General features: G+C 74.9%; 17 protein-coding genes. 10 read left to right on the forward strand and 7 right to left on the reverse strand.

The genetic code is table 11. From position 1 onward, the window contains the following. Positions 1-1262, forward strand: a 1262-nt coding sequence (locus tag ABD823_RS30815) for a sensor histidine kinase (RefSeq protein WP_344865766.1), incomplete at its 5' end; no start/stop codon positions are given. Positions 1263-1358: 96 nt separating this feature from the next. Here the strand turns inward: ABD823_RS30815 and ABD823_RS30820 are convergent. Both ABD823_RS30820 and ABD823_RS30825 read right to left on the reverse strand, forming a co-directional pair. Beyond that, positions 1359-2027 (reverse strand): response regulator, encoded by a 669-nt coding sequence (locus ABD823_RS30820; RefSeq protein WP_344865768.1) that lies wholly within the window; start codon positions 2025-2027, stop codon positions 1359-1361. Between the two features lie 139 nt (positions 2028-2166). Then, the gene (locus ABD823_RS30825) at positions 2167-2841 is read right to left on the reverse strand and encodes a helix-turn-helix domain-containing protein (protein WP_344865770.1); all 675 of its coding nucleotides are present in this window, start codon (positions 2839-2841) and stop codon (positions 2167-2169) included. A 621-nt stretch (positions 2842-3462) separates the two neighbouring features. Here ABD823_RS30825 and ABD823_RS30830 point away from each other — a divergent pair. Next, positions 3463-5814: a putative bifunctional diguanylate cyclase/phosphodiesterase gene (locus tag ABD823_RS30830; protein WP_344865772.1), complete on the forward strand. Its 2352-nt coding sequence runs from the start codon at positions 3463-3465 to the stop codon at positions 5812-5814. A gap of 111 nt (positions 5815-5925) precedes the next feature. Here the strand turns inward: ABD823_RS30830 and ABD823_RS30835 are convergent, their stop codons facing one another. Next, the gene (locus ABD823_RS30835) at positions 5926-6474 is read right to left on the reverse strand and encodes a hypothetical protein (RefSeq protein WP_344865774.1); all 549 of its coding nucleotides are present in this window, start codon (positions 6472-6474) and stop codon (positions 5926-5928) included. Positions 6475-6542: 68 nt separating this feature from the next. Between ABD823_RS30835 and ABD823_RS30840 the strand changes: the two genes are divergently transcribed. Next, positions 6543-7304, forward strand: coding sequence for an MOSC domain-containing protein (locus ABD823_RS30840; protein WP_344865776.1), 762 nt, complete (start codon positions 6543-6545; stop codon positions 7302-7304). Between the two features lie 129 nt (positions 7305-7433). On the opposite strand, the gene ABD823_RS30845 is transcribed toward ABD823_RS30840, so the two are convergent. From ABD823_RS30845 to ABD823_RS30855, 3 genes are read right to left on the reverse strand one after another with little or no spacing between them, the layout of a single operon-like run. Then, positions 7434-9974, reverse strand: coding sequence for a poly(A) polymerase (locus tag ABD823_RS30845; protein WP_344865810.1), 2541 nt, complete (start codon positions 9972-9974; stop codon positions 7434-7436). Positions 9975-9989: 15 nt separating this feature from the next. Continuing rightward, a complete protein-coding gene (locus ABD823_RS30850) occupies positions 9990-10478 on the reverse strand; it encodes a DUF504 domain-containing protein (protein WP_344865778.1) in 489 nt (162 codons plus the stop codon). A 2-nt stretch (positions 10479-10480) separates the two neighbouring features. Continuing rightward, positions 10481-12403, reverse strand: coding sequence for an RNA ligase family protein (locus ABD823_RS30855; RefSeq protein ID WP_344865781.1), 1923 nt, complete (start codon positions 12401-12403; stop codon positions 10481-10483). A 946-nt stretch (positions 12404-13349) separates the two neighbouring features. Here ABD823_RS30855 and ABD823_RS30860 point away from each other — a divergent pair. Together ABD823_RS30860 and ABD823_RS30865 are read left to right on the forward strand one after the other, a co-directional pair. Next, on the forward strand, positions 13350-14450 hold the full coding sequence (locus ABD823_RS30860; protein ID WP_344865782.1) for a winged helix DNA-binding domain-containing protein: 1101 nt from the start codon (positions 13350-13352) through the stop codon (positions 14448-14450). 348 nt (positions 14451-14798) lie between these two features. Continuing rightward, positions 14799-15194 carry a TetR/AcrR family transcriptional regulator gene (locus tag ABD823_RS30865; RefSeq protein ID WP_344865783.1) on the forward strand — a complete coding sequence of 132 codons (396 nt, stop codon included), beginning with the start codon at positions 14799-14801 and terminating at the stop codon, positions 15192-15194. Positions 15195-15509: 315 nt separating this feature from the next. Here ABD823_RS30865 and ABD823_RS30870 read toward each other — a convergent pair whose 3' ends face one another. Then, positions 15510-16361 (reverse strand): aminoglycoside phosphotransferase family protein, encoded by an 852-nt coding sequence (locus ABD823_RS30870; protein ID WP_344865784.1) that lies wholly within the window; start codon positions 16359-16361, stop codon positions 15510-15512. Positions 16362-16784: 423 nt separating this feature from the next. On the opposite strand from ABD823_RS30870, the gene ABD823_RS30875 reads away from it, so the two are divergent. From ABD823_RS30875 to ABD823_RS30895, 5 genes are read left to right on the forward strand one after another with little or no spacing between them, the layout of a single operon-like run. After that, positions 16785-17120 (forward strand): PadR family transcriptional regulator, encoded by a 336-nt coding sequence (locus ABD823_RS30875; protein WP_344865785.1) that lies wholly within the window; start codon positions 16785-16787, stop codon positions 17118-17120. Then, positions 17117-17530 carry a DUF1048 domain-containing protein gene (locus tag ABD823_RS30880; RefSeq protein ID WP_344865787.1) on the forward strand — a complete coding sequence of 138 codons (414 nt, stop codon included), beginning with the start codon at positions 17117-17119 and terminating at the stop codon, positions 17528-17530. Before ABD823_RS30875 ends, ABD823_RS30880 begins: the two co-directional genes overlap by 4 nt. Beyond that, the gene (locus tag ABD823_RS30885) at positions 17530-18330 is read left to right on the forward strand and encodes an ABC transporter ATP-binding protein (protein WP_344865789.1); all 801 of its coding nucleotides are present in this window, start codon (positions 17530-17532) and stop codon (positions 18328-18330) included. Before ABD823_RS30880 ends, ABD823_RS30885 begins: the two co-directional genes overlap by 1 nt. 9 nt (positions 18331-18339) lie before the next feature. Then, positions 18340-19101: an ABC transporter permease gene (locus ABD823_RS30890; RefSeq protein ID WP_344865791.1), complete on the forward strand. Its 762-nt coding sequence runs from the start codon at positions 18340-18342 to the stop codon at positions 19099-19101. Positions 19102-19136: 35 nt separating this feature from the next. Next, complete coding sequence (locus tag ABD823_RS30895; RefSeq protein WP_344865793.1) at positions 19137-20345, forward strand: cytochrome P450; 1209 nt, start codon at positions 19137-19139, stop codon at positions 20343-20345. Positions 20346-20425: the final 80 nt, after the last annotated feature.

Here is a 20425-nt window from a genome sequence, read left to right on the forward strand (position 1 = left end):
CGGTCCGGGTGCGCGAGGAGGTCTTCGGCAACCTCTACCTGACCGAGAAGCGCGGGGGAGGCCCGTTCGAGGAGGAGGACGAGGCCGTGGTCAACGCGCTGGCCGCGGCGGCGGGGGTCGCCATCGAGAACGCGCGCCTGTACGAGGAGGCCCGGCGCAGGGAGGAGTGGCTGCGGGTCTCGTCGGAGGTGACCACCAAGCTGCTCTCCGGCGACGAGCCGGAGGAGGTGCTCACCGCCATGGCCCGGCGGGTCCGGGAGCTGACCCGGGCGGACACGGTCACGGTGAGCTTCCCGCACGGCGACGCGGTGCGGATCGAGATCGCCGAGGGGTTCGGCGACCGGGAGCTGCGCGGGCGCGACATGCCGGCGGACCGGTCTCTGGCGGGTGTCGTGCTGCGCACCGGCGAGCCGCAGAGCGCGCTCGACCTGTGGGAGCTGATGGGCCGCCCCGAGCACCTGGAGCGGGTGCCGCTGGGGCCGGCGATCGCCGTGCCGCTCGGCGGGGCCGAGGGCGCCCGCGGTGTGCTCGGCCTGGCCAAGCGGAACGGGGCACCGCCCTTCGGCGAGGGGGACCTGAGGATGGCCGAGGCGCTGGCGGGACAGGCGTCGATCTCGCTGGAGCTGGCCGACGCGCGCCGCGACGCCGAGCGGCTGGGCCTGCTGGAGGACCGCGACCGGATCGCCAAGGACCTGCACGACGTGGTGATCCAGCGGTTGTTCGCGGTCGCGATGACGCTGATGAGCACGGTCCGCATGGTGGACGACCCGGGCGCGTCGGCCCGGCTGCAGCACGCGGTGGACGAGCTGGATCAGACGATCAAGGAGATCCGCTCCACGATCTTCGCGTTGCAGACGCCGCAGGCCGGTCCGGCCCGCAGCCTCCGCGGCCGGGTGACGGAGCTGGTGGAGGCCGCCCGCGAGCAGCTCGGCTTCATGCCGGGCATCCGGCTGGAGGGACCGCTGGACAACACGGTGCCCGAGGACGTGGGGGAGCAGCTGCGGGCGGTGCTGCGCGAGGCGCTGTCCAACATCGCGCGCCACGCCGGCGCGAGCAGGGCCCGGGTGCTGGTCGAGGTCAGCGGCGGCACGCTGCTGCTGGAGGTGTCCGACAACGGCGTCGGCCTGCCCGAGGGCGGCCGGCGCAGCGGCCTGCGCAACCTGGCGGACCGGGCCGAACGGCTGGGCGGCGGGTTCACCGCCGGGCGCGCCGAGGGCGGCGGCACCGTGCTGCGCTGGCAGGTGCCGATCGAGCGGAGGTGAGAGCGGGCCCCCGGGGACGTCCACGGGGCCAGCGGGAGACGGGCCGGCCGGGTCGACGACTTCCGCGCCCTCGGCGTCGGCTCGCCACGGCCGCCGTCACCAGGGGCGGAGGTCTCCCCGCTCACCGCGTTCGGCCTTGAGCCGGGTGACCAGAGCCGCCGCCTGGGTGCGGCGCTGCATGTCGAGCTTGCCCAGGAGGTTGGAGACGTAGTTCTTGACCGTCTTCTCCGCCAGGAACATCCGCTCGCCGATCTGGCGGTTGGTCAGCCCCTCGCCGATCAGGTCCAGGATCTGCCGCTCCTGAGCCGACAGCGCGGCGAGCGGGTCCTTGCGGCTCTCCTGGTCGCGCAGGCGCGCCAGCATCGACGCGGTCGTCTGCGGGTCCAGCAGCGACTGTCCCGAGGCCACGGTGCGCACGGCTCCGACCAGGTCGGAGCCGTGGATCTGCTTGAGGACGTATCCCGAGGCGCCCGCCATCACCGAGTCGAACAGGGCGTCGTCGTCGGCGAAGGAGGTCAGCATCAGGCAGGCCAGCTCCGGCCTGCGGGAGCGGACCTCCCGGCAGACGTCCACCCCGCTCCCGTCGGGCAGGCGCACGTCCAGCACCGCGACGTCCGGCTGGAGCGCGTTGATGCGGGTGACGGCGGACTCGGCGGTCCCGGCCTCCCCGACGACCTCGATGTCGTCCTCGGAGTCGAGAAGCGCCGCGACGCCGCGCCGTACCACCTCGTGGTCGTCCACGAGGACCACGCGAATCACATCCATGCCGTCAGCTCTCCTCACCCCGGCCGCGGGCCGCCGGGTCTTGCGGTCGGGCCCTCTTTTTCGACGGTAGACCATCGGGGCCCGGCGAGGCGATCCGCTCCCGGCCCGAGGGCGGGCCGCCGGGGCGGGGAGGCGGGGGTCACAGGCCGTGCCGGATGCGGCGGCCGGAGACCTCGGTGGGGATGATCTTGACGTAGAGGTTGCGCTCGCCCCCGGCCCAGGGGTGCACGCCCGCGGCCTCCACGGCCGCCTGCTCGTCGGGGGAGGACACGAGGTGGGCGCCGCCCCGAATGAGCACGCTCCAGCCCTCCCGGTTGGGGTCGTCGATCCGGTCGACCTCGAACGCGATCTTGAACTCGACCCCCTCGATCCCGGTGCGCAGGTTCTCGTCGAGGGGCCCTCCGACGGAGGTGCGGAAGATCACCGCGTTGTCGTGCAGCACGTAGTTGACCGGCAGGATCATGGGGCCGCCGGCGTCGTTGAAGGCGATCCTGCCGACACCGCCGGGGAAGATCAGGTGCAGGCACTCGGTCCGGTCGAGCTTCTCCAGCAGGGGAGGCGCGGCGGAGGCGCCGCGGCCGGGCGGCAGGTCGACCGTGCCGCCGAGCAGCTCCTCCGGGGTGGTGTCCAGCGCGGCGGCCAGCCGCTGCACGGTCTCGGCCGCGGGAGAGGCGGCGCTCTCCTCCAGGTAGGCGAGATAGCCGGGGTCGATCCCGGCCCGTTCGGCCAGCCGCTCCCGGCTGAGGCCGAGGGACTCGCGCCGGGCGGAGACCCTGCGGCCGAGGTCGCCGGGGGCCGTGATGCGTTCGGTCATGGGATTCTCCCGAAAAGAGGCAGAGGTCGTCCCGGATGCCGGAGCACCCGGGAGGCGGCGTGCTCGGACCCGGATCACTTGCGGACCTCCCCCCCGCCCAGGTGACTCTAACCCGGGCTCCGGCCGCCGTCCGGCCGTCATGATCGGCGGCCGTCGCCGGGCAGCGGGGGCGGCCCCCTCCCCGAGGCCGGAGGTCCCGGCCCCGCGGGCCCTTCGGCCCCTGCGCCGGGCGCGGACCGGCAGGTCGGGAGGGTGGAGCACTGCGGGGCGGACCGCGAGGAGGACGACACGGTGATGCGGGGGGCTGTTGCGGTCGCCCCCCGCACGACCTGCTGAGCGACTCGGTGGCCCCGGTGACGGTGCGGTCCCCGCGGACCGGCCGTGAGACCGGTCCCGCGGACCGCGGGGACCGGTACGGGGCGGCGGCGGGTCCGAACGGATCCGGTCGCCGCCCTTCGGGTTTCCTCAAGTGTCCCGATCGCCGGCCGATGGAGGGAGGCCGGAGTCCGCGGAAGGAGCGGACGATCTCACGTGAGCCCCTCGCGGCCGGCCGCCGTCCGCCGGTCGGCGGCTCCTCTGAGGGCCGACCGGTCGCCGGGGCGCACGGCTAGGAGAAACCCGATGAACCCCTCTCCGCCCGGGGCGGCGGCCCGTCAGGTCGTCCGCCGCCACGCCTGGTCGGGCTTCCTGCTGCTGGGCGGCGTGCTGACGGTGGTCGCCGCCCTCGTCACCGAGCGGCTGCCGAGGGTGGAGGTGCTGTGCTGGGGGCTGGGGCAGGGCGCCTCGGCCCTGGCCGTCTTCGCCGGCACGCGCCGCCACGGCCTGGCGCGGTCGCGGCCGTGGCGGCTGATGCGCGCCGCCGTCGTGGTGGCCTGGGTGGCCACCACGCTCGGCTGGGGCGTCGGCGGCGTGTGGTTCGGCGTCTCCGAGCTGCTGGAGCTGTACCGGATCGGCACCCTGGCCGCCTACGGCCTGTCGCTGATCGCGTTGATCGCGCTGAGCCTGCGGACCGACGGCTCCCGCTGGGCGGGTCTGCTGGACGGCGGCATCATCAGCGTCGGGGCGGCCATGCCGCTGTGGACCTTCCTCATCGCCCCGGCGATCGACGACAGCGGCCGCCTGAGCGCCGCGCTCGTCCTCGCGCTGGCCCCGCCGGTGATCGACCTGTTCGTCTTCGGCGTCATCACCCGCATGATCCTCGACAGCGACCGCGCACCGTGGCTGCTACTGCTGGGCGTCTCCTACCTCGCCCTGTTCGCCGCCGACGGCGTCTACCTGCTCGACCAGGTCGCAGGCCGCCCGGCCGGTCCCCTGACCACGGTCGGCTGGCTGGGCTGGTCGGTGCTGACCGGAGCCGCGGTGCTGCACCCCAGCATGGCCGGCGCCGGCCGGACCCGGCCGGCGTCCACCTCCGGCCGGAACCGCGTCCTGGTCTTCCTGGCGCCGGCGCTGCTGAGCCCGGCGGCCTCCATCCTGGGCGGGTGGCTGCGCGGCGGCGTCTCCTCGCACGGTGACGTGGTGGTCGCGGTGCTGACCCTGATCCTGGCGGTCCTGCTGGTGCTGAGGCTGAGCGTGGTGGCCGGGATCGCCGAGACCCGGGCCGCCGACCTGCGCGACGCCCTGCGCCAGAAGGACGTCCTGCAGCGCAGCCTGGCGCACCGGGCCGCCCACGACCCGCTCACCGGCCTGGGCAACCGCGCCCTGCTGAGCGAGGCGCTGCAGGGCGTCATCGCGGACCACGCCGCGCACCCCGGCGGGCCCGCGCCCGCGCTGCTGCTGCTGGACCTGGACGGGTTCAAGGACGTCAACGACACCCACGGCCACCCCGTCGGCGACGAGCTGCTGATCGCCGTGGCCCGCCGCCTGCGCGGCCTGACCTCCGACGGGCAGGTCCTGGCCAGGCTCGGCGGTGACGAGTTCGCCATCGTGCTGCCCGGCACCGGCCTGGAGGCCGCCACGGCCGAGGCCGAGCGGGTGCTGTCCGCCGTGCGCGCCCCCTACACCTTCGACGGCCGTGAGCTGTACGTGACCACCAGCATCGGTGTCCTGGCCGATACCGCCCCGACCACCGCCAGCGACGCGCTGCGCGACGCGGACCTGGCCCTGTACGCGGCCAAGGCCGCGGGCAAGAACCGGGTCGCCGTCTTCGACTACACCCTGCGCGCCGAGCGCCTGCACCACTCCGAGATCGCCGCCGGTCTGCGCCGGGCCCTGGCCGCGGGTGAGTTCAGCCTGGCCTACCAGCCCGTCGTCGACCTGGCCACGGGCGGCATCCACGCGGTCGAGGCGCTGCTGCGCTGGACCCCCGCCGGGGGCCGTTCCATCCCCCCGGACGTGTTCATCCCCGTCGCCGAGGACACCGGCCTGATCGTCGACATCGGCTGGTGGGCGCTGGAGCAGGCGTGCGCCGAGGCCAAGCGGTGGCACGAGCGCCACGGCATCGCCGTGACCGTCAACGTCTCCGGCCGCCAGCTGCGCGAGCGCACCTTCCGCGAGACGGTCATGGAGATCCTGACCCGTCACGCGCTGCCGCGCAACGCGCTGACCCTCGAGGTGACCGAGAGCATGCTGCTGGCCACCGGCCCGGCCGAGACCCAGCGCATCGTGGGCATCCTGGCCGACCTGCGCGCCCACGGGGTCCGCATCGCGCTGGACGACTTCGGCACCGGCTACTCCTCGCTGGCCTACCTGCGCACCCTGCCGGTCGACATCCTCAAGATCGACCGGTCGTTCACGACCCCGCTCACCGGTGCCGACCACCGCCAGGCCCGGGCGTTCACCAAGGCGATCGTGGAGCTGGCGGCGAGCCTGGGCCTGTCCACCGTCGTCGAGGGCGTCGAGTCCGTCGAGCAGGCCGGCGTGCTGCAGCGGATGGGCTGCCCGCTGGCGCAGGGCTATCTGTTCTCCCCTCCCATCCCCCCGCGGGAGGTCGACGACCTGCTCCGGGCCACCCCGTGGCGGCACGCTGCCTGACCGGCCGCCGCGGTGGCCCGGCGAGCGCTCCCGCCGGGCGCCGGGAGCCGCCCGGTCCGCCGCGGCGGTGACCGGGGGCGGCCCCCGGGGAGGCGGCGCGCGGGACGGGCGTCAGTCCCGCGCGTGCTCCCAGTAGGGGTCGCGGTAGAGCACCACCGAGGGCCCGCGCAGCATCTCGTCCGGCGCGGAGACCAGGACGAGCTCGCCGGCGGCCTCCAGGCTCCGGAGGATGTCGCGGACGCGGGGACCGACCGGCAGGCGGCCCACCGGCAGGCCGAGGGCGTCCCGGACGGCGTCGGCGACCTGGGAGAGCCGGAACGGCCCGGGCAGCGGGGCGATCAGCGCGCGGACGGTCTCGACGGTGATCACCGTCTCGGCCTCGGCGTAGGCGAGCTGCCACTGCAGCTGCGACCTGCGCCGGCCGTTGCCCCCGCAGGACGTGCAGGGCTGGGCGTAGCCGGGCACGACCTGCTCGGTCCCGGAGCCCAGGCAGGTGGTGCACTGGTCGGTCTCCATCGCGTGCAGCTCGGCCGCGGTGCGGTCGGGCAGCTGCTTGCCGCAGGGGCAGAGGTAGATCCGGAAACCGCCGCCGACCACGTCCAGGTCGTCGGCGCCGTCGGGGATCTCCTCCCACAGCGCGGTGATCGTGTGTTCTCTCATGACCCTGGCGACTCTACCGACCGCCGCGGGGTACGGCGCGCCCGCCGGGACGTCGCTACGTTGGGGACATGACGACGTACCAGGGGAGTGTCGGGCGGATCCTGCGGTGGCCGGTGAAGTCGCTGCGGGGCGAGGAGATCGAGCAGGCGCGTTTCGACGGGCGGGGAATGGCGGGGGACCGGGCCTACGCGCTGGTCGACGAGCGCGACGGCCGAGAGGGCCGGAGGCTGACCGTACGGCAGCGCGCGGAGATGCTCCACTGGAGCAGCGGCTACCCCGCCGAGGGCGCGGAGCCGGCGCTGACGGAGCCGGTGCTGACAGGACCGGACGGCACCGTCTGGCGGTGGGGCGACCCGGGGCTCGCCGGGGCGCTGGCCGAGTCGCTCGGCACCCCGCTGCGCCTGCGGGCCGCCGACGGGCAGCAGGACCGCGGGCCGACCGTGCTGGTGACCACCGAGGCGTCCCGGGCCGCGCTGGAGGAGGAGATGGGGGCGCCGGTGGACCTGCTCAGGTTCCGGCCGAACCTGCACCTCGACCTCGACGCGCCCGCCTTCGCCGAGGAGGACTGGACCGACGGCACCGTGCTGACCGTGGGCGAGGTCGAGCTCGCGGTGACGGGCGAGGTGACCGGGCCGTGCATCCGGTGCGCGGTGCCCAGCTGGGACCCGGAGGGCCGGGAGCGCTGGCCGCAGCTGCAGAAGTGGCTGATAGAACGGCACGCGAACAAGTTCGGCGTGATCATGCGGGTGACCCGTCACGGCACCGCCCGGCGGGGCGACGCGGTGGCGGCCCGCCCGGTGGCGGCCCGGCCGGTGGCGGCCGGAGCGTAGGCCCGGGCCGGTACCGGGGGCCGGGCCGGTACCGGGTATCGGGCATCGGGAGCCGGGCAGGTGCCGGGGCCCGGGACGTCGCACGGGGGGAGGCCGCCCCGCCCGCGGGGCGGGCCGTGCCCGGGGCGGTCAGCGCAGCGTCGGCACCTCGCCGCACTCCGCCCGCCCGACCTCCGTCCCGCGCAGGCCCGCAGCCCACGGGGCGGCGACGCCCGCGAGCCCGGCCGCCTCCGGCGGCGTCCGGCCGAGCCCGATCGCGAACCGCGCCAGCCCCGGCCCCGTCTCGAACGGCCGGGGCCAGGCGTGCGCGTCGTGGGTGCCCGCGCGTTCCAGGGCGGTGAGCAGCGCGCGCACCCGGCCCCGGACGCGGCCCAGCGTCACGCCGAACTCCTCCCCCCGGCAGGCCCGCACGGTCACGACCGCCCACGCCGCGTGGCGCCGGTGCAGCGGCGGCGGGGCGCACAGGTCCGGCCCGGGATCCCGGCCGGTCTCCGCCGCCGCCTCCGTGACCTCCCAGGCGCTGTAGAGCTCCTGCGTCAGCAGGTCCCGCATGCCGGGGCCGACCTGCTCGCTGCAGAGGCGGACCGGGGCGGTGGGGGTCAGGATCCGCACGCTCGCCCCAGGGCCGCTCCCCGTCGCGGGCACGGGGGCGTCCGGGCGCAGGGCGATCGGCTCGTGCCAGTCCCACGCGGCCCACATGCCGAAGAAGCGCCGGAGCAGGTCGGCGGACGGGAGGTCACCGGACTCGCGCACCGTGCGCGCGGCCAGGACGGCCCAGGCCAGGCCGGGCAGCCCGCCGAACGGGGCGGAGTCCAGCCCCCGCGCCCTGGCCCAGGCCTTCACGTCCCTGGCCAGCCCGGCGAATCCGGCGAATTCGGCGAATCCCGTGCCGACCGCCCCGGGTGCCGCGCCCGGCCCGCCGCCCGCGCGGTCCGCGGCGGTCGCCTCGTCCACGCCGCCCGCGCCGACCGCGGCGAGCACGGCCCGGGCGTCGCTGACCGCGCTCAGCGCGGTCGCGGAGGCCTCGCCCAGCTCGCCGCGGCGGGCCACCGCTTCGGCCGGGGGCAGGCCCCCGGTCCGGACGACGACCAGATCGACGTCCAGGCCACCGGCGCTCAGCCGCAGACCGGGCACCCGGGCCCCGGTCACCCGCCGGACACCGGCCGCCTCCGGTAGCGCCGCCTCCACCCGGGCCGCGACCTCCCCCGGGCCGGCCGCGCCGGGCAGGACCGCCACCAGGTCCAGGTCCGCGCCCACCAGGGCGCAGCCCATCCGCCGCGAGCCGACGACATGGACGGTCCCCTCGGGCAGCGCGGCCCGCACCCGCCCGACGACCTCCCGCACCCGCGCGTCGTCGTCTTCCCCGGGGCGCCCCCGTGCTCCGGACCGCGCTCCGGTGCCCCCGCCGGGCGCGCGGATCCCGCCGGGTGCGTGCCCGTCACGGCCGAGACCGGGTGCGCACCCGTCACGGTCGAGCCATCGGACCTCGCCCGTCCCCAGGGCCACGGCCGCCCGGGGCCGCATGGGCTCCGGGCCGCGGCGCGAGAGCAGCACCACCTCACCGACGTGTGCGGACATCTCACCGAGCCGTGCCGCGCAGGCGGCGGCCAGTCGCTTCGGGTCCCGGGTCCGGCCCAGCGTCAGGTGGGGGGTGTAGCCCTCGCCGCGCCCCCGGCAGCGGGGGAAGCGGCGCTCCAGCGCGGCGCGCAGCCCGGCCCACGGCTCGGCCCCGTCCGCGGCCGGGTCGAGCCAGACCGTGGAGTCGTCACGGTGGCCGAAGGCGCGCACGCCCGCCAGCCGCGCGGTGAACGGGGGGATCCCGGCGGCGGCGGAGGACAGCAGTGCCGCCGCCTCCTCGAACCAGGACTCGGGCACGAAGCCGAACAGCACGTTGACGTGCGGCGGCCACCTGCGGATCTGGGGGTCGTGCTCGCGGCGGATCTCCTGGAGCCGCGGCCAGAGCTCCTCCGGCGGGATCCAGGCCACCGCCGTGCGGGCCGTCGGCCGTACGTCGAGCACGCCGGGGACGCCGGGCGCGGCGGGGGCGCTGGGAGCACGCCCGTCCCCGCCGACGGTGAGATCCACCACGACGCCGTAGTGGTCGGAGACGAACAGCCCGTCGGAGGTCGCCGGCGAGTCGCCCAGCAGGGCCGCGGCCTCGGCGCGCAGGCCGGGACCGCGCAGCAGCACCCGGTCGAGCCGGGAGGCGCGGCCGGACAGGGAGGAGACCGCCGCCAGCGGGTTGGCCCGCGGATCGAAGGTCGCCGTCCGGTCGCCGGCCCCGTGGACCTCGCTCCAGGCGTCCCGCGCTTCCAGGACCTCCACGGGCCCGTCCCCGCCGTCGTTGAGGTCGCCCAGCAGCACCACGTCCCCGTCCACCGGGGACAGCACCTCGGCCAGCCGGGCGAGCTCCGCCTCCCTCCGGGCGGGACCGTCGCCGGAGTGGTCGCTGGTGAGGTGGGTGGCGGCCACCACGACCGGCCCGGCGGAGGTCTCCACCGTGACGGCGGTGACGGCCTTGTGCGGGCCGAGCGCGTGCCGGCCCGCCTCCCGCGCGGGCAGGCGGCTGAGCAGCAGCAGCCCGCTGTCGTCGACGTCGCCGCCCGCCGGGTCGGTGCCCAGCGTGTAACCCGAGCGGACCCAGCGGGCCCGCAGCAGCGCCCCCAGCAGCTCGGCCTCGACCTCCTACAGCGCGATGACGTCGGCGTCGGCCCGCTCCAGCGCCTCCAGCAGCAGCGGCCTGCGCCGGGCGGTGGCGATCCGGTCGCCGTCGTAGCGGTCCCAGAGGGTGTTCCAGGTCAGCACCCGCAACCGCGCCGCGCCGGACGCCCGCCCGGGCGGTACGGCCGGCGCGGGACGCCAGCCCGCCGACGGGTCCCAGGCGGACGGCGCCACGGCCGTGAAGAACGGCGCCCGCAGCAGGCGCGGGATCGGCACCCGCCCGGCCTGCGAGGAGTCGATGAGGTCCAGGCCCGCCGCCCGGTCCCAGACGACCTCGCCGTCGGCCTCGACGAACAGGATCCGGTGCCAGGGGATGTCGCCGCCGGGCACGAACGCGGGCAGCGGCACCCGCGCGGGCGCGGCCCGGCGCACGTCGACCCCCAGGACGAACCGGGCCGGGTCGAAGCGCGGATCCCAGCGGACCCGGTGGTAGATCTCCTCACTCGTCCGCATGCTCACCACTCCTCGCCGTCCAGGGATCCGGCGACGTCGCGGACGTCCCCTTCGGTTCCGATGTACCACGTGCGGTGCGCCTCTCCCGGGTGCGGCGGCGAGAACCGGCGCAGCTGGGCGGCCAGCACGCCCGGCGGCACCGGGTGCGCGCGGGCGGCGTTGCGCCGGGCCAGCATGTCCTCCGGGACCAGCATGACCGCGTGCGTCGTCAGCGCGTCACGACGGCGGGCCACGGCCTGCACCAGGGAGCGCTGGTGCCGGTTCAGCGCGGTGGCGTCCCAGACGGCGGTCCCGCCGCCGGCCAGGAGCGCGTCGAGCCGGCGCAGGCCCTCCCGCAGGACCTCGGGGTTGGCCCGCTGGTCCGACCGGGATCCTCGGGCCCGGCGCAGCTCGTCGAGCGAGACGACGGCGTCGCCGCCCGCCAGGCTCCGCGCGAAGGTGCTCTTGCCGCTGCCGGACGGGCCCACCATGACGACGAGCCGGGGGAAGCCACCCGACCGCCACCGCCACGTCAGCGCCACGGCCTCCTGCGCCGTGGTGACCCGGCCTGAGGCGTAGGCCTCCCGCGTCTCGGCCCAGCACCGGTCCGCCACGTCGGAACCGGGCCCGCCCGGTACCGTCCGCGCACCCGCGGGTCCGGGGCCGCCACCGGGGCCTCGCGGGCCCGCCGTACCGCGGCAGGGACCGCCGGGCGCCTCCAGCGCCCGGCGCAGGTCCGCGCGGAGCGGCTCCAGCGGCGCCTCGCCGAGCAGCCCGGCCTCCTCGGCGTGGAGCTCGGACCAGGCGACCTGCTCGCGGGCCTCGGCGGCGTCGCGGCCGTCGCGCCCGGCCAGGACCGCGGCGGCCACCGCGTGCAGGACCCCCAGGTCGGCCGCGGCGGCCAGCCGTACCAGACCGGCCCTGCGCGCCTCGTCGGGGAACGGGCGGTGCAGCCCGGCGTGCAGCCCGACCAGGTCGGCGGTCCGCCGCGCCAGCGGCACGCCCGAGGACGCCGCCAGCCGGGACGCCAGCCGGCCCGGGTGCGCACCGTGGAACAGGGCGGCCAGCACCCCCGCCAGCCGGGCGTCACCGGTCCGGCCCAGCAGGTCGAGCCGGGCGCAGACCTCGGCCGCGACCGCCTCGGCGCGGTCGGCCGCCTCCGGCGGCGCCGGTACGGAGGTCCCGGGCGCTGCGTCCGGCGTGACGGCGCCGCCCGCCGCGGAGGCCCCCGCGAGGAGCAGCCCCGGCTCCCCGGGCGGGAGGTCCAGCGCGGCCAGGAGGGACGGCACGTCCGCGCAGGCCCCCGAGCGCACCTGCCACAGCACCGCGGCCGGGCTCAGGCCGTTCTCGACGACGGGCGCCGACATCCAGTGCTGGTCCGTCCGCACATGCCCGGCACGCACCCACTTGGCCACGCGGTGCGCGAACTCCTCCAGGCGGAACCCCTCCACGGTCCGCACGACGTAGCCCTCCTGCCTGGCGGGATCCACCCGCAGGGCCCGCAGCGTCCGCTCGTCGAAGACGCCGCGCCACAGCACCCGCGGCACCGGGAGACCCAGTCCGCGGGCGAAGCGCACGGTCCGGTCCCAGTCCAGGCAGTGGTCGCCGGCCCACACGGAGAAGGCGTAGAACCAGCTCTCCAGGTCCGCGTACCCGATCGAGTGCCGGGCGTAGAGGTTCTCACCGCACACCCGCCATCCCGGCGGGATCGAGCGGGAGATCCTGCCGTGCAGGGCCTTGACCCAGGCGCGGGAGGGGTGGTGCCCCGAGTCCAGGGAACGGGCGTGGAGCCCGTCGGCGTACAGGGTGGTGTTCTCCCCGTCGAGCTTCTCGGTGACGACGACCTCCCGGCCCTCCAGCCCCGGCAGCCCGCCGGCCCGCACGTCGTCCGGGGAGACACCCGGGGACCAGGGCAGGTGGGGGGTGCGGGGGTAGGGCACCCGCATGGTCTCCTCCTCGCGCCGGTGTGACGTCCCGGTGACTGTAGGGGGACAGCGGGGGACGGATCCATCGAATAACGGCTCGTCACGAGTGGCGCGGCGGCTGGTGAGGGCCGCGTGTCCGCCACGGGCACCCCGCCGATCCCCATCAGGGCCCGGCCGGGCCGGCGTGCGGCCTCAGCGTGACATGCCGTTTCACCACAACCTCGGACGGGGCCCCGCACAGGGCCCTACCGTGACAGACGCCGATCAGAGCGGAAGGGAGCCGACATGGCCGACGTCAACCTCCGCCCCGGAGAATCCCCCGATGATCCGCAGATCAATGATGCGATGGAGATTTACGACAGCCTGAATCCGCGGGCCGGAGCCGGGCCGGAGGACCGGCGGCGTGTCGGAGAACTCGTCGGAGCGCCTCGCCGACCGGCGACGGGCCCCGCCCTGCTCGCTTCGCATGCCTCCATCCCCGGAGCAGGGGACAGGCGCTCCCGGCCGGGTGTGCCCGACCGGCGTGCCGTGAACCCGTCCCGAGGGCCGGACGCGGCGGTCTCCCGGCCGTGGAGTCCCCGAAGGAGGCGGGGAAGTGAAGTGGTCTCAGTGACTTCCGGCTGAGCCGGCCGTGCTCGGACGCGCAGAGGCCCTCGGCGTGCTCTTCGTTCCGCCGGAAGAGGAGGACGCGTTCTGACCGCTTCTGCTGCGACGGTGGCCTCATGCCAGACGACCAGGACGACCCCAGGGGTCCGAGCACGGTGACCGCCACGACCACGTCCCCCTTCCAGTGCCCGAGCAGGGGAGTGACCCCGACCGTGACGACTGCGCGCGGACCATCCGCCGGCGGCCGCCGCAGCGGGCGCGAGGGCTCTCCCATCCGCCGGCGCCGCGGCACGGGCACGCCGGCGTGGGACCGGACCCCGCCGTGCGCGACGGTCCGGCGACCGCGCTGGGGTGTGAGGCGATGACCGTTCTGGACGCCCGGGCGCTCAACCGCGCGACGCTCGCCCGGCAGCTGCTCCTCGACCGCGCCGACCTGCCGGTCCTCGACGCCGTCACGCATCTGTGCGGCCTGCAGGCGCAGGAACCGCAGGAACCGTTCACCGGGCTCTGGTCGCGGCTGCGCGCCTTCGACCCGGCGGCGCTCTCGGACCTGCTCGTCCGGCGGAGCGTGGTGCGGACGCACCTCATGCGCCGCACCGTCCACCTCCTGGCCGCCGAGGACGTCCTGGCCTGGCGGGCCCGCCACGACCCCATGCTGCGCCAGCGGGTGCTCGGGACCTACCGCCCGGAGGTCGCCGTGGTGGACCTCGACGAGCGCGTCCTGGCGGGCCGGGCGGTCATGGCCGACGGCCGGCCCCGCTCGATGAGCGAACTCGCACGGGCGGTCGCCGGCCGCTGGCCTGCGCCGGGGCAGCGGGCACTGGGGGAGATGCTGGTCGCCGCGCTCCTCCCGATGGCGCAGCTCCCGCCGCGCGGGCTGTGGCGCACGAGGGCGGGAGTGCGCAACGCCCTGCTCTCGTCCTGGCTGGGGCGCGAGATCGACCCTCCGGCCGCGGACGGTTCCGACCCGGTCGGCCGGACGCTGGTACGGCGCTACCTGGCCGCGTTCGGCCCCGCCGCCACGGCCGACCTGCGCGCCTGGTGCGGCCTCGCCGGACTGCCGGCCGCGGTGGCCGCGATACGCGAGGAGCTGGTCGTCTTCCGCGACGAACGGGGCCGGGAACTGCTGGACCTTCCCGACGCGCCGCGCCCCGACCCGGACACGCCCGCCCCGGTACGGTTCCTGCCGGCCTTCGACAACGCGCTCCTCGGCTATCACGACCGCAGCCGGATCGTCGACGACGCCCACCGCGGCCTGTCGGTCGCCGGCGCCCGCGTCGTCCTGGTGGACGGCCGGGCCGCCGCGACCTGGACCGTCACGGCCGGCACCGTGACCGTCACGCCGTTGCGGCGCCTCTCCCGGTCCGACAGCGCAGCCGTGGCCGAGGAAGGGCGGGCACTGGCGTCGTTCCTGTCCGACGGCGACGGCGACCGCGTGCAGATCGACGCGCCTCCCCTCTGAGGGGCGTCCGACCGGTCGACCGGAAGACCCTGCCCGGGTTCGACCAGCCGCCGCGGCACCGCCGCTCGGCGGTGGGCCCAGGCGATCGCTCATGGGTGCTGCCGGGGTCTTCCAGCGGCCCGCGGGCCATGCGGGGTCTGGTGCCCGCCGGTCCGGACGGCGCCGAGGCCCAGCCGGACCGTGACGCCTGGGACGTCCTGCGCACCTGGGGCACGCCCTGTTCCAGCGGTCGAGCCTGGGCTTGATGCCGCCGGGATCGGCGACGTCCAGGCAGGCCGCCGCCCACTGGGGAGTGGCCACCGCGACCGCCCCAAGGCGCTGGGCACGCTGCGTCGACAGGGCCGGGTGGTGGCCGTCCCGCGCGTCGGCACCGTCGTCGCCGGACCCGCCCCCGCGCCCCGGTCCGGGGCCGGCCGGACGCGCCGGGAGCGGCACCCGGTGTCGACCGGCCCGAACGGCGAGCGCGAGCGAGTCGTGCGCGCCGCGATCGCCCTCGCGGACGCGCAGGGCTTCGAAGCGGTGTCCATGCGCAGCATCGCGGCGACGCTCGGCATCCCCACCATGTCCCTGTACGGCCTGCTGCGGGGCAAGGAGGAACTGGCCGCGCTCATGGTCGACGCCGTGTTCGGCGAACTGGAGCTGCCCCAGGAGCCTCCTCCGGGCTGGCGGGCTCACCTGGAGCTCGCAGCGCGTCTACAGTGGCGCCCACGGCGCCCATCGGCGACCGGCTGGAATTCGACCTGACCGCGTTCTTCGAAGCCGGGCTGCGGCTCCTGCTGGACGGGACCGCGGTCCAGATCGGACGACAGCACCGACCGTAGCGGTGGCGATCGCAGGTCGGTGCCGGAACGCGTGGAGCGCCGCCCCGCCGGTCGGCAAGCCCGCCGCGGTGATCCGGGCGCTGCCCGGCGAGCAGCCCCGCTCTCCTCTGCTGCCGGCTGCCCCCGGCAGCGGGCGGCACGGAATCCGGGGCCCTGGTGCACCGTCATCGGCGGGACAACGTCCTGATCGTCGGCTCCGGGCTGACAAGGAATGACCCCGGCCGGCGCTGGTCTGCGATCAGCGGTAGCCGGTCAGGCCGTCCGCCAGTTCTTCCTCGTCGCCGTCCCGGTGTGCGGACAGGGCCTGCTGCAGGGCGAAGGTGGTGGCGATGGCGGCGATGCGGGTGGTCATCTTCTCGTCCGACCAGCCGCCGAGCGTGAGTACCCGGCTGAGGAAGTCCTTGCCGTAGCTGGCGCCGACGGCCGCAAGATCCTCGGCGGGATCGCCGATCGCGACCTCGTCCCAGTCGATCACCCCGCTGAGCCGCGGCAATCCGTCCTCACAGACCCACAGGACGTTTTCGGCGCCGAGGTCACCGTGCACCACCGCTTCGGTCACGTCGGGAAGGCTGTCGAGCGCCGCGAGCTCCCGCTCGGCCTGTTGGCGCCCCCTCTCGGACATGAGGGGGGACAACTCGGCGCGGACGTCCGCCGCGAACTGCCGCCACCGACCCTGTGATGTCGGCAGGGCCGTCCCGTCGCCACCAGCCCCGACCAGTCCGGACAGCAGTGTGACGTACTGCGCCGCGGCGGCCTCGGCCACCTCGGAATTTTCGAGTGCATCCGCCTCCAGCGGTGCTCCAGGCACACGGCTGAGGACCAAGAACGGCAGCTCGTCTGCGCCCTGGGCGTTGCCCTCGCACAGCGGTTGAGGGGTGCCGGCACCGAGATCGAGCTCGGCCAGCACGCGCAGGACAGCGGCTCTGTGCGGCAGCCGCGCGGCAGCCGCCGCGGTTCGCGGCAGGCACACCACGCGGTCCGAGGCGATCACCACCTGATGGAACTGTCCACGGCGGACGGTGAGCCGATCCGGTTCGACGCCTGGCAGCAGCCGGCTCAGCAGCACGCGATTCGCCTGCAGGATCCCCATGAGGCGTGAACCGCCCCTCTCGTCAACGTGGTGGGATGCCCTCGAGTCCGGGCCGGTCCAGTTGGCGCGACCTGGATGAGATCATGCCGGATCGGCTTGTCCCGCGGATCATCGGGGCCCGAGTCCTCGTGCTTCTCGCGATGGGCAGGTCCAAGGCATCGCACAGGTCGCGGGCGCGCAGAGGCCGGCCGGCATCGGCGAAGGCCGCCGGGATCTGCGGGATGGCCGGGTATCGCGGACAGCGGTTCGGCCGGCTCGGCGACGGCGGCGGGTTCGCTCACGGTCGGCCATCGGGTCGCCTGCGCCCCCGTGCCTGCGGGCTCGGATCGTCCCCTAGCTATTCGGTGTTGCTATGTACCGGTAGTCAGCGTTACTGTGTACCGGTAATCAGTGACGCCAAGTAGCTGGAGAGGAGGTGCCGCCGTGGGCAAGCAGATGACGGAGATGCTCAAGGGAACGCTGGAGGGCATCGTCCTGGCGATCCTGTCCGGCCGGCCCGCGTACGGCTACGAGATCACGGCCTGGCTGCGGGACCAGGGCTTCTCCGACATCGCCGAGGGCACCATCTACGCGCTGCTGGTCAGGGTCGAGCGGCGCGGCCTGGTCGACGTGGAGAAGGTCCCCTCCGAGAAGGGGCCGCCGCGCAAGGTGTACTCCCTCAACGCCCGGGGCCGGGAGTACCTGGACGAGTTCTGGACGACCTGGAGCTTCCTGGCCGAGAGGCTCGAACAGCTCCGCGAAGGAGGTAAGCAGTCATGACCGCAGGATCGGACGAGCCGAAGGGCCGCTATCTGCGCTACCTGGAGGTGGTCACCGGGTCACTCGAGGACAAGAAGCGCTGGCGGCAGTACAAGGCGCGCATCAAGCAGCTTCCCGACGACTACCGCACGGCGGCCGAGGCGCTGGAGCGGTACCTGATGCACTTCGGGCCGGCGGACGGCGCCGGCGCGATGGCGATGTTCGCCGACCTCGCCGACCTGCTCGAGCGGAGCGCGGCGGACGGAACCCCGATCCGCGGCCTCTTCGGCGACGATCCCGTCGAGTTCGTCGAGGCGTTCATGGCCAACTACCCCCTCGGCCAGTACCGGGCCCGGGAGCGCAAGCGTTTCACCAGTGCCATCGCCCGCGCCGCCGGCGAGGACGCCGCGAGAGAGGACGGGACCGTCTGATGACGGTACGGCACACCCCGGCGATCCAGGTGCACGGCCTGGAGAAGTCGTACGAGGAGCTGCGGGTGCTGCGCGGCGTGGACTTCGAGGTGGCGCGGGGCAGCGTCTTCGCCCTGCTCGGCTCCAACGGGGCGGGCAAGACCACGGTCGTGAAGATCCTGTCCACGCTGGTCAGGGCCGACGCGGGCACCGCCCGCGTCAACGGCTTCGACGTCGCCGCGCAGGCCGCCGACGTGCGGGAATCCATCAGTCTCACCGGGCAGTTCGCCGCCGTCGACGAGATCCTCACCGGGCGGGAGAACCTCGTGCTGGTCGCCCGGCTGCGGCACCTCAAGAACCCCGGAAGGATCGCCGACGAGCTGCTGGCGCGCTTCTCGCTGACCGAGGCGGGCGCACGGAGGGCGGCGACGTATTCGGGTGGCATGCGCCGCCGCCTCGACATCGCGATGAGCCTGATCGGCGACCCGCCGGTCATCTTCCTCGACGAGCCGACCACCGGACTCGACCCGCAGGCGCGCATCGAGGTCTGGCAGGCCGTCCGGGAACTCGCCGACCGGGGCACGACGGTGCTGCTCACCACGCAGTACCTGGACGAGGCCGAACACCTCGCCGACCGGATCGCGATCCTCCACCAGGGCCGGATCATCGTCAACGGCACCCTGGCCGAGCTCAGGCTGCTGCTGCCGCCCGCCCAGGTCGAATACGTCGAGAAGCAGCCGACCCTCGAAGACGTCTTCCTCGCCCTCGTCGCCGGCGACGGCGAGGACGGCCACGACCGCAACGTCGGCACGAACGCGTAAGGGACTTCGATGAGCAAGCACTTCCTCGGCGATACCACCGTCCTGCTGGGACGATCCCTGCGCCACATCACGCGCAGCCCGGACACCGTCGTCACGACCGCGGTCATGCCGATCGCCATGATGCTGATGTTCGTCTACGTCTTCGGGGGCGCGATCGACACCGGGGCGGACCCGTATGTGAACTACCTGCTGCCCGGCATCCTGCTCATCACGGTCGCCTCGGGCATCGCCTACACCGCCTACCGGCTGTTCACGGACATGAAGGGCGGCATCTTCGAGCGCTTCCAGTCGATGCCGACCGCGCGCTCGTCGGTGCTGTGGGCGCACGTGCTGACCTCGCTGGTCGCCAACCTGGTCTCGCTCGTGGTCGTGGTGCTCGTGGCCCTGCTCATGGGCTTCCGATCGAGCGCGGGAGCACCGGCGTGGCTCGCGGTCGCCGGCATCCTGATCCTGTTCACCCTGGCGCTGACCTGGATCGCCGTCATCCCCGGCCTGACCGCCACGACCATGGAGGGCGCGAGCGCGTTCTCCTACCCGCTCGTCTTCCTGCCCTTCCTCAGCTCGGCCTTCGTGCCCACCGCCACCATGCCCGGACCGGTGCGCGCCTTCGCCGAGCACCAGCCGGTGACCTCCGTCGTCAACGCCGTCCGCGCCCTGTTCACCGGGCAGCCGGTCGGCACCGACCTCTGGATCGCCCTGGCCTGGTGCACCGGCATCCTCCTCGTCGCCTACGCCTTCGCCATGAGGACCTACCGCCGCAAGATCGCCTAGGTCGGCCGCGTGCCCGCCCACCGAAAGGAAAGGTCATGAACGATTCCGTCCACACCCTCACGGCGATGCCGGCGGCGCGCCGCCCCGGCTGCCCCTTCGACCCGCCCAAGGAGCTGGTCGAGGCCCGCGAGCACGGCCCCATCAGCCGGTTCCCCTTCCCCAGCGGTCACCAGGGCTGGCTGGTCACCGGATACGACCTGGTCCGGTCGGTCCTGGCCGATGCGCGGTTCAGCTCCCGCAAGGAGCTCATGCGCCACCACCCGTTCATCGACTACGGCGACATCGAGGTCCCCCCGGCGCCGCCCGGCGAGTTCCTGCTCATGGACGAGCCGCGGCACAGCCGCTACCGCAGACCGCTGGTCGGCAAGTTCACCGTCCGGCGGATGCGGCTGCTGACCGAACGCATCGAGCAGATCACCGCCGAGCGCCTGGACGCCATGGAGGAGGCCGGGCCGCCGGTCGACCTGGTGACCGCGTTCGCCAAGCCCATCCCCGTCATCGTGATCTGCGAGCTGCTGGGCGTGCCGTACGGGGACCGGGACCGCTTCCAGGAGAACATCGACACGTTCATGAACGGGGAGACCGGCGACGAGGAGCTGGTCGCGGCCTACACCGCCACCCAGCGGTACCTCGCCGAGCTGGTGGCCGCCAAGCGTGCCCACCCCACCGACGACGTGCTCAGCGACCTGCTCGACGGCGACCTGACCGACGAGGAGCTCAAGGGCGTCGCCCTGATCCTGCTGGCGGCCGGGTTCGACACCACCGCCAACACGCTGGCGCTGGGCACCTTCGCCCTCCTGCGGAACCCGGCGCAGCTGGCCGCGCTGCGCGCCGAGCCCTCACTCGCCGACCAGGCCGTCGACGAGCTGCTGCGCTATCTGAGCGTCGTCAAGCAGTCCCACCGGGTCGCGCTGGAGGACGTCGAGCTGGGCGGCCACACCATCACAGCAGGCACGACGGTCATCCTGTCGTACAACACCGCCAACCGCGATCCCGAGCGCTTCCCCGACCCCCACGTGCTCGACCTGCGCCGGCGCAACGGCAGCCACCTGGCCTTCGGACACGGCATCCACCAGTGCCTGGGCCAGCAGCTCGCCCGCGTCGAGATGCGCGTCGCGCTGCCCGCTCTGTTCGACCGCTTCCCCACGCTGCGCCTGGCCGTACCCGCCGAAGAGGTCGCCCTGCGCCCCGAGACCGCCGACGTCCACGGGGTCAAGAGCCTGCCGGTCACCTGGGACGCGTGACCACCGGCCCGGCCTGCCCCATCGACGTGATCGGCGACGCCGGCACCCCGCCGCGGATGCCGAGCGGGCCGCCGGCCCCC

The organism is Planomonospora alba (genome assembly GCF_039534085.1).
Classification (GTDB): Bacteria; Actinomycetota; Actinomycetes; order Streptosporangiales; family Streptosporangiaceae; genus Planomonospora_B; species Planomonospora_B alba.

Bases quoted from the DNA above. Each gene is read 5' to 3' on its own strand.
- ABD823_RS30880 (WP_344865787.1), top strand. From the start codon at position 17,117: ATGACCGCAGGATCGGACGAGCCGAAGGGCCGCTATCTGCGCTACCTG.
- ABD823_RS30840 (WP_344865776.1), top strand. From the start codon at position 6,543: ATGACGACGTACCAGGGGAGTGTCGGGCGGATCCTGCGGTGGCCGGTG.
- ABD823_RS30895 (WP_344865793.1), top strand. From the start codon at position 19,137: ATGAACGATTCCGTCCACACCCTCACGGCGATGCCGGCGGCGCGCCGC.
- ABD823_RS30870 (WP_344865784.1), bottom strand. From the start codon at position 16,361: ATGGGGATCCTGCAGGCGAATCGCGTGCTGCTGAGCCGGCTGCTGCCA.
- ABD823_RS30860 (WP_344865782.1), top strand. From the start codon at position 13,350: ATGACCGTTCTGGACGCCCGGGCGCTCAACCGCGCGACGCTCGCCCGG.
- ABD823_RS30890 (WP_344865791.1), top strand. From the start codon at position 18,340: ATGAGCAAGCACTTCCTCGGCGATACCACCGTCCTGCTGGGACGATCC.
- ABD823_RS30825 (WP_344865770.1), bottom strand. From the start codon at position 2,841: ATGACCGAACGCATCACGGCCCCCGGCGACCTCGGCCGCAGGGTCTCC.
- ABD823_RS30885 (WP_344865789.1), top strand. From the start codon at position 17,530: ATGACGGTACGGCACACCCCGGCGATCCAGGTGCACGGCCTGGAGAAG.
- ABD823_RS30820 (WP_344865768.1), bottom strand. From the start codon at position 2,027: ATGGATGTGATTCGCGTGGTCCTCGTGGACGACCACGAGGTGGTACGG.
- ABD823_RS30850 (WP_344865778.1), bottom strand. From the start codon at position 10,478: ATGCGGACGAGTGAGGAGATCTACCACCGGGTCCGCTGGGATCCGCGC.
- ABD823_RS30835 (WP_344865774.1), bottom strand. From the start codon at position 6,474: ATGAGAGAACACACGATCACCGCGCTGTGGGAGGAGATCCCCGACGGC.
- ABD823_RS30830 (WP_344865772.1), top strand. From the start codon at position 3,463: ATGAACCCCTCTCCGCCCGGGGCGGCGGCCCGTCAGGTCGTCCGCCGC.
- ABD823_RS30855 (WP_344865781.1), bottom strand. From the start codon at position 12,403: ATGCGGGTGCCCTACCCCCGCACCCCCCACCTGCCCTGGTCCCCGGGT.